At 36.5% G+C, this 12,639-nt stretch carries 11 protein-coding genes; 1 reads left to right on the top strand and 10 read right to left on the bottom strand.

The annotated features are described in order from the left end of the window. Positions 1–19 precede the first annotated feature (19 nt). Entirely contained in the window at positions 20–199 is a 180-nt protein-coding gene (locus DK441_RS26505) for a hypothetical protein (RefSeq protein WP_131248830.1), read from the top strand. Positions 200–260: 61 nt separating this feature from the next. On the opposite strand, the gene DK441_RS09060 is transcribed toward DK441_RS26505, so the two are convergent. The 10 genes from DK441_RS09060 to DK441_RS09015 all read right to left on the bottom strand — a co-directional run bounded on the left by DK441_RS09060 (position 261) and on the right by DK441_RS09015 (position 12,639). Beyond that, the gene (locus DK441_RS09060; protein WP_109098423.1) at positions 261–2,324 is read right to left on the bottom strand and encodes a thiamine pyrophosphate-dependent enzyme; all 2,064 of its coding nucleotides are present in this window, start codon (positions 2,322–2,324) and stop codon (positions 261–263) included. A 140-nt stretch (positions 2,325–2,464) separates the two neighbouring features. Continuing rightward, positions 2,465–3,538, bottom strand: coding sequence for a branched-chain amino acid aminotransferase (locus DK441_RS09055; RefSeq protein WP_109098422.1), 1,074 nt, complete (start codon positions 3,536–3,538; stop codon positions 2,465–2,467). 102 nt (positions 3,539–3,640) lie between these two features. After that, positions 3,641–4,921 carry a dihydrolipoamide acetyltransferase family protein gene (locus tag DK441_RS09050; RefSeq protein WP_235015742.1) on the bottom strand — a complete coding sequence of 427 codons (1,281 nt, stop codon included), beginning with the start codon at positions 4,919–4,921 and terminating at the stop codon, positions 3,641–3,643. A gap of 152 nt (positions 4,922–5,073) precedes the next feature. Continuing rightward, positions 5,074–5,670, bottom strand: a complete 597-nt coding sequence (locus DK441_RS09045; RefSeq protein ID WP_074407553.1) for a transferase hexapeptide repeat family protein — start codon at positions 5,668–5,670, stop codon at positions 5,074–5,076. 113 nt (positions 5,671–5,783) lie between these two features. Further along, complete coding sequence (locus tag DK441_RS09040) at positions 5,784–6,536, bottom strand: enoyl-CoA hydratase/isomerase family protein (RefSeq protein WP_109098420.1); 753 nt, start codon at positions 6,534–6,536, stop codon at positions 5,784–5,786. A 173-nt stretch (positions 6,537–6,709) separates the two neighbouring features. Further along, positions 6,710–9,211 carry a phenylacetic acid degradation bifunctional protein PaaZ gene (gene paaZ, locus DK441_RS09035; protein ID WP_109098419.1) on the bottom strand — a complete coding sequence of 834 codons (2,502 nt, stop codon included), beginning with the start codon at positions 9,209–9,211 and terminating at the stop codon, positions 6,710–6,712. Between the two features lie 3 nt (positions 9,212–9,214). Further along, the gene (pcaF, locus tag DK441_RS09030; RefSeq protein ID WP_109098418.1) at positions 9,215–10,426 is read right to left on the bottom strand and encodes a 3-oxoadipyl-CoA thiolase; all 1,212 of its coding nucleotides are present in this window, start codon (positions 10,424–10,426) and stop codon (positions 9,215–9,217) included. 92 nt (positions 10,427–10,518) lie between these two features. After that, the gene (locus DK441_RS09025; RefSeq protein ID WP_235015741.1) at positions 10,519–10,899 is read right to left on the bottom strand and encodes a PaaI family thioesterase; all 381 of its coding nucleotides are present in this window, start codon (positions 10,897–10,899) and stop codon (positions 10,519–10,521) included. 111 nt (positions 10,900–11,010) lie between these two features. Then, entirely contained in the window at positions 11,011–11,388 is a 378-nt protein-coding gene (locus DK441_RS09020; protein ID WP_109098416.1) for a four helix bundle protein, read from the bottom strand. A 78-nt stretch (positions 11,389–11,466) separates the two neighbouring features. Continuing rightward, positions 11,467–12,639: a 3-hydroxyacyl-CoA dehydrogenase NAD-binding domain-containing protein gene (locus DK441_RS09015; RefSeq protein WP_109098601.1), complete on the bottom strand. Its 1,173-nt coding sequence runs from the start codon at positions 12,637–12,639 to the stop codon at positions 11,467–11,469.

Below are 12,639 nucleotides of genomic sequence, written 5' to 3'. Positions count from 1 at the left end.
ACTCTTAAAACCTTTAAAAATGAAAAATATCATAAACGTAAATGGAGTAAAAAAACTGAATAAAGCGGTTCAAAAATCTATTAATGGATCAAAAAGCCGTATATCGGATTGCTATCAGAAAGGAGAGTTATGTTGCCGAATAAGTCTTAATATTTGTGGCATTGGAGAATGCAATGGCAGATTCTGTATGTGGGGATAAAAAATATACCCTGGTAATTTAGATCTAAATTACCAGGGTATATTTTTTATTATCAAATCGTTTAATACTTTAACAATTCATCTATTTTCTCTTTTACTTTTTCGGTAGAAGGAATCATGGTTTGCTCTAAAGTGCTGTTCAAAGGAATAGCTGGCATATTCTCTGACCCTATAGTCATCACAGGAGCATCCAGAGATCTAAAACACTCCTCCTGGATTTTGCCCGATAATGCTCTTGCAAAAGAATTATTAGTAGGTTCTTCGGTAACCACAAGACATTTCTTGGTTTTCTTTACCGATTCCATAATGGTTTCTTCATCTAGAGGATACAATGTACGTAAATCAATAACCTCGACTACATCTTTCATCCCTTTTGTCGCATTAAGCGCCCAATGTACTCCCATACCGTAGGTTACGATCGTCATGGTTTCCTTTTCATCCTGCGGCCAGATACGTTGTACAACATTAGCTTTACCGAAAGGTAATATATAATCCTCTGATGGCTCTATAGTTCTGGCAGCATCGGTTCCTTTTACCTTTGACCAATACAATCCTTTGTGCTCTAAAATGACTACAGGATTTGGGTCATGATATGCAGCTTTCATCAACCCTTTAAGATCTGCCCCTGTACTTGGATATGCAATCTTGATTCCACGAATATTAGTTACTACAGATTCAACAGAAGAGGAGTGATAAGGCCCTCCACTACCATAAGCTCCAATCGGAACTCGCAGAATCATCGATACCGGCCATTTTCCATTAGATAAATAACAGGATCTACTCACTTCTGTAAATAATTGATTTAGCCCTGGCCAGATATAATCGGCAAACTGTACTTCTACAATAGGCTTTAAACCAACGGCAGACATTCCCACAGTAGAACCAACAATAAAAGCTTCCTGTATAGGCGTATTAAACACACGCTCGTCTCCAAATTTTTGAGCTAATGTAGCTGCTTCTCTAAATACTCCTCCTAGTCTTCCTCCTACATCTTGCCCATATAACAAACATTCTTTATGCTCCTTCATTAATTCTTCTACAGCAAACAAAGCACAATCTACCATTACCACTTCTTCTTTATCTGCAGGAGATCGTTCTCCTTTCTCTTCTGTAATTGGTGTAGGGGCAAAATCATGAGTAAATAAATCTTCTGGCCTTGGATCTTCGGCTTTCATAGCTTCGTCCAAATCTTTGGCTACTACTGCTTTTGCTTCTGTTTCGATAGCCAGCACTTCATCTTCGGTAAAACCAGATGAAAGTAATTGGTTTCTCAATACCGGATATGGATCGCGAGAACGAGCTTCTTCAAGGTCATCTCGATACCATTCCATTCGCACCCCCGAAGTATGATGATTTAGCAAAGGTACTTTGGCATGCACCAGAATCGGTCTTCTTTCTTCTCTAATGATTTTGATTACTTCTTGTATCGCCAGGTAGCTTTCGGTAAAATTAGCTCCATCGATAGAAATCGCTTCTAATCCATTAAATCCTGCAGCATATTCAAAAGCATTTTGTGCACGGGTTTCTTCTTCATTTGCAGAAATATCCCATCCGTTATCCTGTACCAAATACAAAATCGGTAATTGCTTTAAGGCAGCCATCTGAAAAGCTTCTGCAATCTCTCCCTCGGTTACTGATGCATCTCCAAGAGAACATACTACCAGAGGTTTATCTTTTAATGATTTGTCATCTAAACCAACCAATTCTTTGTATTGCATCCCTAATGCTACTCCGGTAGAAGGTATGGCCTGCATTCCTGTTGCCGATGATTGGTGCGGAATTTTTGGTTTATCCTCATCACGCAAACTGGGGTGTGAGTAATAGGTTCTACCTCCCGAAAAAGGATCTCCTTTTTTAGCCAATAATTGCAACATTAAATCATACGGTCGCATTCCTATCCCTAATAACATCGAATCATCTCTGTAATACGGAAACGCATAATCCTGAGGTAATAACTGCATGGCTGTAGCTATTTGAATTGCTTCATGCCCTCTTGAAGTCGCATGCACATATTTAGATACTGTTTTGAAGTTTTCTTCGTATAACTCTGTCATCGACTTAGCCGTACAGAGTGTCATGAATGCTTTTTCTAATACTTCTTTTGCTATGGTCTTTTCAGCTAACATTTTAAATTAATTTTTGATGTACGACTTACGATTTTTGATTTCACTTGTTCTCGATATTTTTTGACTATTGTAAAACACTAAAACAATTCAAATTCTTCCTTAAATAACATTCTAATTATCTTATCCTTCGTAAATTCTAATTATTTCACTTTCTCTTTAATAGACACAGGTATAATCCAACCATGTTTATCTTCTCTTTTCTGAGCTTTGATCTCATCCAGAGTATTTTTCATATCCTGGCTTACAGGGTTTGTGTCGGGTAATGTGATTAATTCTTCATTATATCCGATAGCCTCTATCATGGCAATAGCAACTGCTGTTCCGGTTCCAAAAGCTTCTTCTAATTTTCCTTCTTTCGAAAACTCAATAACCTCATCAATCGTAATTGGGCGCTCTACTACTTCAAAACCTTTACCTTTTAGCAAAGTGATTACACTATCACGAGTAATTCCTTTTAGAATTGATCCATTGGTTCTTGGAGTGATAAACTTTCCATCTACTTTAAAAAAGATATTCATCGTTCCTACTTCCTGAATATACTTGTGTTCATTAGCATCTAACCACAATACCTGATCATAGCCTTTGGCTTTAGCTTTTTCTGTAGGCAGGATCGCTGCAGCATAATTACCTGCTGCTTTTGCTTCTCCTGTTCCTCCATCTGCAGCTCTTATATATTCGGTTTCAGCATATAATTTTATTTTTTTGGTAAAGAATGGTCCGGCAGGAGAACAGATCACAATAAACTTATAACTTGTTGCTGCACGCATCCCAATAAAAGGTTCATCTGCATACATAAATGGGCGCAAATACAATGCACTTCCTTCTTGTGGTGGTATCCAGTCGTATTCTACACCTACAATCTGCTTTACTGCCTCTACAAAAAGTTCTTCGGGTACAGAAGGCATTCCCATTCTGGCAGCACTATGATTAAATCGTTTTGCATTTTCTTCTGGTCTAAACAACAGCGGAGTATTATCTTTTCCCACTGTAGCTTTCATTCCTTCAAAAATTGCTTGCCCATAATGCAAAGCCATTGCTGCAGGATGTGTAGGAATAAATTCTAATGGTTCGATACGCGGGTTTTGCCACGCTCCATTTTCATAATCACAGATAAACATATGATCGGTAAAGGCTTTACCCAAAGGAATATTATCAAAATCAATATCCTTTAATTTTGAATCTGAGGTTGTTGTAATTTTGATTTGCTGCTCCATTAGTATTTGTTTTGGGCACATCCCCGAATCGTATCTCTCGGGGTCGGGCTATTCGCGCTACATGGTAGCCAGCTTCTATCCCTTGTGCATGTATTGATTATTTTATATTTCTCTATTTATATCAAAAGCTTCCAGTTCATCACCTACTTTACGTAAAAATGATCCTCCTAAAAACCCATCTACTACTCTATGATCAAAAGACAATGACAAATACATCATACTTCTAATTGCGATTTCGTCTCCTGTTTCTGTAGTAATTACCTCTGGTCTTTTCTTAATAATTCCTAAAGCCAAAATTGCAACTTCTGGTTGATTAATAATTGGTGTTCCCATCAAACTACCAAAGGTTCCTACATTAGAAATGGTAAAAGTACTTCCTTGTATTTCATCTGGTTTTAAAGCATTATTCCTTGCACTATTTGCCAAATGGTTTACACGTTTAGCCAATCCAAGTAGGTTTTTTTCATCTGCATTTTTAACTACCGGAACAATTAAGTTACCATTAGGTAGTGCAGTTGCCATACCAACGTTAATATCGTTATGTACCACAATCTTCTTGTCATCTACAGAAACATTAATCATTGGGTATTCCTGAATTGCCTTAGCAACCGCTTCTACAAAAATTGGAGTGAATGTTAATTTTTCTCCGTGTTTTTCCTGAAACTTCACCTTTACTTCGTTTCTCCAATTCACGATATTGGTTACATCAACTTCGATATAACTGGTTACATGGGGCGAAGTATGTTTAGAATACACCATATGATCTGCAATCATTTTGCGCATACGGTCCATTTCTACAATGCGATCTTTGCCTTCTATAAACGAGATCGGTGGTGCATTGTAAGTTGATTTTGGTGATTGTGGTTGTGGCCTGCTAGGCAGTGGGTATTTCCTGTTTTTCAGGTATTTCATCACATCACTTTTGCGTATACGACCCTCTACTCCTGTACCTGCAATACTCTGTAGTTCCTCAATAGTGATATTTTCTTTTTGAGCAATGCTAATGATCAAAGGAGATAAAAAGCCATCATTTTCACCTAGATTTAGGTTTTTAAAATCAGAACTACTTGTTCCTCTTGATTCTATTTGAACAGATGGTTCTGGCTTTTTTTGTGATCTTTCAATAGTAGTTTCTGTCTCTTCCGATTTTTGATGAGATGACCCAGATACTGCATCGGCATTGATAACAGCAATTACCTGCCCTATCTTTACTACCTCATTTGGCTGATACCGTATTTCTGTTATCACTCCATGACAAGGAGAAGGCACTTCAGAATCTACTTTATCTGTAGCTACTTCTAAAATTGTTTCATCCTCTTCTACCGTATCACCTACATTCTTTAACCAGTTAAGAATGGTAGCCTCTGATATACTTTCACCCATTTTGGGCATTTTTAATTCTACTGTCGACATCTTGGTTAACAAATGTTTGTTAGTTAATTATTTGTAATATATTAATTTTATTCGTTTATGTTACATTTCGACAACACTTCGACAAGCTCAGTGTGACAACTCAATGTGACATTCGTAATGATCTATTTCTTTTTAAACTCTTCCAACGTTTTATAAAATGCTTCCTGTCTTCCTCTATCCTCCGGGACTTCTCTTAGAGGCTCTACTTCTTTTAATGACTCATAACAATCTGCTGGTAATTGTTGATATAGCTGTGTACCTTTTGTTTTCCAGGCTATCATTTCATCACTTACTTCTTTAATTACCTTTGCCGGATTACCAACAATCAAACTTCGTTTTGGAAAAACTGTATTTGCTTTCACAAAAGACATTGCTCCTACTATACATTCATCTCCAATTTCTGCATCATCCATAATTACAGTATTCATCCCAATTAGGCAATTACGGCCCAAATTTGCTCCGTGAATCACTGCTCCGTGTCCTACATGTGCACTTTCTTTGAGCACGATAGATTTACCCGGAAACATATGTACCGTACAATTTTCTTGCACATTAACTCCATCTTCAAGGATAATCTCTCCCCAATCTCCACGTATCGCCGCTCCTGGACCAATATAACAGTTTTTACCAATGATCACATTGCCAGTTACTGCTGCCAGTGGATGCACAAAACTACTTTCGTGTACTACGGGTATATATCCTTTAAAGCTGTAAATCATGAAAATATCTAATATTGAATGTTAAATATCGAATACTGAAATCAAACTATTGTTTAATAAAATATAAACTTCGACATTCGATATTCTTTGTTTAGTATTCGGTGTTCAATATTCTATTTAAATCCTTTTAATTTCTCTTTTGTAAAATCACTTAATACCAATCTTCCGCTAATTACAGCTCTATCTGCCAAAAGTGTATCCCAATCTTCTGTTCCTTTCCAAAATGCTTGTTTCATATCCTTCATTGCCTCTGGATTGTATGTACATAAATGTTCTGTAAAAGCTTTTACTTCAGCATCTAATGTTTCTATATCTTCAAAAACTTTGGTAAACAACCCTTTATCTCTAGCCCACTCTGCATCATAAAATGAATTGGCATCAATTGCAATCTGCGTCATCGCAGACAATCCTATTTTACGTTCTACCGCAGGTCCTACTACAAATGGTCCTATCCCTACATTAAGTTCGCTTAATTTTATGGATGCATATTTTGTTGCCATACAATAATCGGTAGCAGAAGCTAATCCAACTCCTCCTCCAACAGTTTTTCCTTGTACTCGCCCAATAATAAATTTTGGGCATTTACGCATCGCATTGATTACATTGGCAAAACCAGAGAAAAATACTTTTCCGGTTTCGGCATCATTAATATTGATCAACTCTTTAAAACTGGCTCCAGCACAAAACGTTCTGTCTTTTCCACTTTTTAATATAATTACCTTGATATCATCATTAGTACCCGCATCAGTAATAGTTTGAGCAAGCTTAGTCAAAATATCTCCCGGTAGAGAGTTATGCGCAGGATGAAAAAATTCAATAATTCCTACCTGATTTTCTATGTTTATGTTTACGTATGGTTGTGTCAAAATAAATATCAAATTTTAAATGTAAAATCTAAAAGTTTAAAGTAGATGGCATTGCTTTAAAACTTTATCATTTACTATTTTACATTGTTCGGTTTTTATAATATATTTTTTTTCTTCTAAAACCTCACAGGTTTTGAAAACCTGTGAGGTTTATATTTTATTTTCTAAACTACTTAGCCTAACAGATCAAATTGATCAAAGTGATGGTTTAAATGTTTTCTTTCTAACAGATACCATTCATATTTGTTCAATTCTCCGAAAACAATATTTTTTAGTATTGCATCTGGATTTTCCTTAAAATATGTTTTATATACTTCTCTAGATTCGCTTAGCTTTGTTATAGCTGTTTCAAGATCAGGATGATTTAGCTCTTCTAACTCTCCTTTTTTAAGTAAGGGAAAGTCGGTATTTTTAGGAAAAGGTTCATAATTATATAAACTATTGTGTACTTTATCCAGAATCTTTTCTGGTGTTGCAATTTCGAAATCCTGAATTTCTCCGGCAGCAATTTTGTAGGTATACTCCAGATGTTCAACCATATGCTGGGGTGTCATGATTCCCCATTTTGGTTTAGCATCTGCAGATAGTTTACGTAAGCATTCCTTAATTTTTGCTTCAGTCATTTCTACAAGAGAGGTTTGTTTTTTCTGCACCATCGTTAAAATGGTAGCAATAGCTACTAACTCGTCTTCAGTATCAAAAACCTCTACAAACCATTTTACAATTCCGCTAGGGTGCTCTGCACTTGCAACATCACGATCTACTTTTTCTTTACAGGTTAGTCTAACATATACTGTGTCATTATGATAGATCGGTCTTAAAAATCTACATTCTTCTAATCCATAATTCGCTGCTACAGGGCCTTTATTAGGATATACAAACAAACCTGCTGCAGCTGCCAGGATAAAATATCCGTGGGCGGTACGTTTTTCAAAAATACTTCCGTCTAAAGATGTGATGTCGGTATGCGCATAGAAATGATCCCAGGTAAGGTTTGCAAAACCAATGATATCTGTATCAGTTACTGTACGTTTATGGGTTTTTAGTGACATTCCCGGTTCTATATCCTCCCAATGATATGAGAACGGATGATTTTCTGATTCTTTATACGCAGAATTTGCCTGGTATATACCTGTTACTTCGGTAAGTGTGGTTGGTGTTCCCTGGATGGCACAACGTTGCATAAAGTGTTTAATTCCTCGCATTCCTCCCATTTCTTCGCCACCACCAGCTCGTCCCGGGCCTCCATGTGTAAGTAATGGTAATGGAGAACCATGACCAGTACTTTGTTTCGCATTTTCTCGATTACCAACCAAGATACGTCCGTGATGAGAAGCTGCACCTACGATATAATCTTTGGCTATTTTATCATCGTATGTAAAAATAGAGGACACTAATGATCCTTTACCCATTTGAGATAAGGTAATAGCATCTTCTAGCGTATCATAAGGCATAATAGTCGCTACTGGACCGAATGCTTCAATCGTATGTGCATTTGTATTTTTGAATGGGTTATCTTCTCGCATCAAAATCGGACTTACGAATGCTCCTTTTTGAGCATCGGCTCCTACAGTTTCAAGTTTATCTAAATCACCATATACAATCTGAGCAGTTTTAGCTATTTCTGAGATATTATTTTTAAAACTTTCTACCTGCTGCTTACTTGCCAGTGCTCCCATTCGCACTTCTTTCAATCTTGGATCTCCTACAGTAACTTTATCCAGCTGTTGCCCTAATGCGATTTGTACATCTTCAACCAATTCTGAAGGCACGATAATTCTACGTATGGCGGTACATTTCTGACCGCATTTTACAGTCATTTCTTTTCGAACTTCTTTAACAAATAAGTCAAACTCTGGTGTACCTGGCACAGCATCTTTTCCTAACACCGAAGCATTTAATGAGTCTGCCTCCATAGTAAAAGGTACAGATTCTTCTATAAGTCTTGGATGTGCTTTCAGCATTCTTCCTGTATGCGCAGAACCTGTAAAAGTTACTACATCCTGAGATTCTACTGTGTCCAGAATCGTTTTGGTCATTCCGCTAAGTAACTGTAATGCTCCTTCGGGGAGTATTCCCGAATCTATAATTACTCGTACTACTGCTTCTGTTAAGTATGCGGTTTGTGGTGCAGGTAATACAACTGCTGGTACTCCTGCCATCCAGTTAACAGCACATTTTTCCAGCATTCCCCAAATAGGAAAATTAAAAGCATTAATATGTACAGCGACTCCTCTTTTGGGTACTAAAATATGATGTGCCATAAACCGTCCTCCTTTAGACAGATCTATAGGGTCTCCTTCTACATGGTATGGTTGATTAGGGAATAGTTTTCGCAAAGAAGCGTTGGCAAAAAGATTACCAAAACCACCTTCGATATCGATCCAGCTATCTACTCGGGTTGCTCCTGTACGATAACTTAGTTCATAAAACTCTTCTTTGCGTTTGGTAAGATATAATGCCAATTTTTTAAGCATATTACCACGTTGCTGAAAAGTCATTTTCCGAAGGATTTCTCCTCCTTTGGTTCTTCCGTATTGTAATACCTCGGGAATATCTAATCCTTCAGTTGTAGACGTCCCAATAACTTCACCTGTAATGGCATCGTGCATTACGATTCCATCTCCAGAACCCGAAGTCCATTTTCCGTTTATGTAGCTTTCTAGTTTTTTCATAAATCAGATATTTGTATTTTCGATTACACAAGCATACCCTTGACCTACTCCAACACACATTGTGATTAGAGCATATCGTTTATTTTGTTGTTGTAACTCTAAAGCTGCGGAATACGCAATCCTGGTACCTGTTACTCCTAATGGATGCCCAATTGCAATAGATCCTCCGTTAGGGTTTATTCTTGGGTCATCATCTGCTAATCCCCATTCTCGTATACACGCTAACGCTTGTGAAGCAAAAGCTTCATTAAGCTCAATAACATCTATATCATCCATTGTAATCCCTGCTTTTTCCAGAGCTTTATTAGAAGCCTGAACAGGTCCGATACCCATAATCTTAGGCTCTACTCCTACCACTGCAGAGCTTACTATTCTGGCCAGTGGTTTTAGATTGTATTTTTTTACTGCATCTTCTGATGCAATAATGGTAGCTGCTGCTCCATCATTTAATCCTGAAGAGTTTCCTGCCGTTACGCTACCTTCTTTTTTAAAGGCCGGGCGTAGTTTTGCTAATACCTCTTTGGTAGTAGTTGGTTTTACAAACTCATCATCAGAAAATAGGATTGGATCTTTTTTACGCTGTGGGATTTCGACTGTAGTAATTTCTTTAGCTAATCTCCCAGATTTCTGGGCATTGGTCGCTTTCATCTGACTCCAATACGCAAATGCATCCTGATCTTCTCTAGATATATTATATTTCTCTACCAGGTTTTCTGCAGTATTTCCCATACCATCTGTACCATACAGGTCATGCATTTTTTGATTTACAAATCGCCATCCAAAACTAGAGTCATACATTTTAGAATCATTACCAAAGGCAGATGACGGTTTTGCGATCACGTATGGCCCACGTGTCATATTTTCTACTCCACCCGAAATAAATAGATCGCCGTCTCCTGCTTTGATTGCTCTATTAGCATGTATTATTGCAGATAATCCTGAGCTACACAAACGATTAACCGTTTCTCCCGGAACAGTAAAAGGTAGCCCTGCTAATAATGCAGCCATTCTGGCTACATTACGATTATCTTCACCAGCCTGATTAGCACACCCCATAATGACATCATCATATGCATCTTTTGGAATATTTGGATTATTTTCTACTAACTTTTCTATTACCAAAGCTCCTAAATCATCAGTTCTTACTGCTGATAATGTTCCTTTATAGCTTCCTATAGGAGTGCGGACTCCGTCTATTATATACGATTCTTTCAAAAGTTTAAATTTTAAATGTTAAATCATAAATTCTAAAATGTAATCTCATATATCTGAACCACTTTTATATTTATCATTTTACGGTTTTATATTTATTCCTCCCAGTCTTTACTGGTTCTATATACTACTCCTTTAAAAAGTGCGACAATATCATCTCCTCTTTTAACTTCTACAATATTGAAGCCTACTTTTGTTTTGGTAATATCAACTGTAGCTTCTGCTGTTAGATAATCCCCCTCTTCTAATGCCTCGATATGATTGATCGAGGTTTCTATAGATACAGCATATTTGCCATGGGTGTTTGCAGAAAAACCAAAAGCTGTATCAGCCAAGCTATAGGATATTCCTCCGTGAGCTTTACTCATGCTATTGAGCATTTCTTTCCTAATCGTCATTCCTACTTTACATCTTCCTTTTTCGACTTCAATAATTTCGATACCTAACCATTGGCTAAAGGCGTCTTGGGAAAGCATTTGCTTAGGTATGAAGTTTGAGAGAATAGGTTTGTGAGCCATTTAGTTTCTTAGTTATTTAGTTTGTGAGCCTTTGAGTATATTATTAACTTATATTTCCCATCTACTCAATTACTTATTCATTTTTGATTTTAAATGTTTTTTGAAAGAGGTAATCATTTTTGATAATTCTGTAATTTCTGCTCTATTTTTTTCATCTTGCTTTTCCGTTATAAAACCTCTTAATCTAGCTTTTGTACTACATACTACACATTCATGAGCACTATCCCATGCTAATTGCAAATATCTATTAAATTGAGCATCAGAACTTGCAGAACCTTCTGCAATATTTAATGCTAACGAATCTGCAGCTCTTATAAATTGAGATGCAAGCCTATACATTTCTTCTTTTGGAAAAGTATTTATTTGATCATTTACAGATTCTCCAAAGTCAATTGCTTTATTGTAAATCATCAAATCTTCAAATTTAAAATGATATTTACTTTTCATTATATTTTTATTTAGCCTGTTAGTTTTTAGCTTATGAGTGCGTGAGTCTATATATTACTCACTCATCATCTCATTCACTCAACTACTCACCACTTCATTAAAAAAACTCTTTTTTTCTTTCACCATTTTTCTTAATAGTGGACTACATCGATATCGATCTTCATGATATTCATTATAGAGATTATCCAGCATAGTAACACACCAGTCAATTCCTTTTTCATCTGCCCAGGTTAACAATCCTTTTGGATAATTTACTCCTTTAGTCATTGCATTATCAATATCTTCTGCCGAAGCTATATTCCAGAATAATGCATCAGCAGCTTCATTAATTAACATTACTAATACTCTATTAAAAATATACTCTGCCAGTACTTTATCTTCTTTTGGGGCATCTTTTACTGCAGTATCACTATAATCATAATATCCTTTACCTGATTTTCTTCCTAGATATCCTGCTTCAGACAATCTTTTTTGTGTAAAAGAAGGTTTATATCGGGGATCATAGTAAAATGCTTTAAACACAGTTTCTGTAACCGTATAATTGATATCGTTTCCTATAAAATCCATTAATTCAAAAGGCCCCATTCTAAACCCTCCTAAAGTTTTTAAACTCCAATCTATAGTAGCAATATCAGCCAAGCCTTCTTCATAAATACGTAAAGATTCTCCATAAAATGGTCTTGCCACACGATTCACAATAAACCCGGGAGTATCTTTTGCTAAGGCTACTACTTTTTTCCAACCATTAATAATCTCTACCACCTTGTCGGTAACCTGAGTTGAAGTTTGTACCGCCGGAATCACCTCAACCAATTTCATTAACGGAGCAGGGTTAAAAAAATGAATTCCTATACATCGCTCTGGTTTTTGTAATGAAGATGCTATAGATGCTATAGATAAAGAGGAGGTATTAGATGCTATAATTGTATCTTCAGAAACATATGTTTCTAGTTCTGAAAATACTTTCTTTTTAATATCCAGGTTCTCTATAATAGCTTCGATTGTGAGATCTGCATCTTTAAGATCTTTTAAAGAATCAACATAAGAAATATTACCTTGAATACGTGTTTTCTCTGTTTGATCAATTCTTCCTTTTTCAATCAAGCGGGAAAGAATTTTTTCTAAAGCTTGTTTACTTCGGTCTAATGCTTCTTGCTTTGTATCAAATACTTTTACTTTACAACCAGAAGTAGCTGCTACCTGAGCGATACCACTTCCCATTGTTCCTGATCCTATTACTCCAACAATCAT

The organism is Aquimarina sp. AU58 (assembly GCF_900312745.1).
GTDB lineage: Bacteria > Bacteroidota > Bacteroidia > Flavobacteriales > Flavobacteriaceae > Aquimarina > Aquimarina spinulae.
The sequence above is the reverse complement of the archived record's forward strand: the minus strand, read 5'-3'. Positions and strand labels throughout refer to the sequence as shown.

What these genes read in the sequence shown, in the direction of transcription:
- DK441_RS26505 (WP_131248830.1), top strand. Translation starts at nt 20, where the DNA reads ATGAAAAATATCATAAACGTAAATGGAGTAAAAAAACTGAATAAAGCG.
- DK441_RS09060 (WP_109098423.1), bottom strand. Translation starts at nt 2,324, where the DNA reads ATGTTAGCTGAAAAGACCATAGCAAAAGAAGTATTAGAAAAAGCATTC.
- DK441_RS09055 (WP_109098422.1), bottom strand. Translation starts at nt 3,538, where the DNA reads ATGGAGCAGCAAATCAAAATTACAACAACCTCAGATTCAAAATTAAAG.
- DK441_RS09050 (WP_235015742.1), bottom strand. Translation starts at nt 4,921, where the DNA reads ATGGGTGAAAGTATATCAGAGGCTACCATTCTTAACTGGTTAAAGAAT.
- DK441_RS09045 (WP_074407553.1), bottom strand. Translation starts at nt 5,670, where the DNA reads ATGATTTACAGCTTTAAAGGATATATACCCGTAGTACACGAAAGTAGT.
- paaZ (WP_109098419.1), bottom strand. Translation starts at nt 9,211, where the DNA reads ATGAAAAAACTAGAAAGCTACATAAACGGAAAATGGACTTCGGGTTCT.
- DK441_RS09025 (WP_235015741.1), bottom strand. Translation starts at nt 10,899, where the DNA reads ATGCTTTCCCAAGACGCCTTTAGCCAATGGTTAGGTATCGAAATTATT.
- DK441_RS09020 (WP_109098416.1), bottom strand. Translation starts at nt 11,388, where the DNA reads ATGAAAAGTAAATATCATTTTAAATTTGAAGATTTGATGATTTACAAT.
- DK441_RS09015 (WP_109098601.1), bottom strand. Translation starts at nt 12,639, where the DNA reads ATGATTGTTGGAGTAATAGGATCAGGAACAATGGGAAGTGGTATCGCT.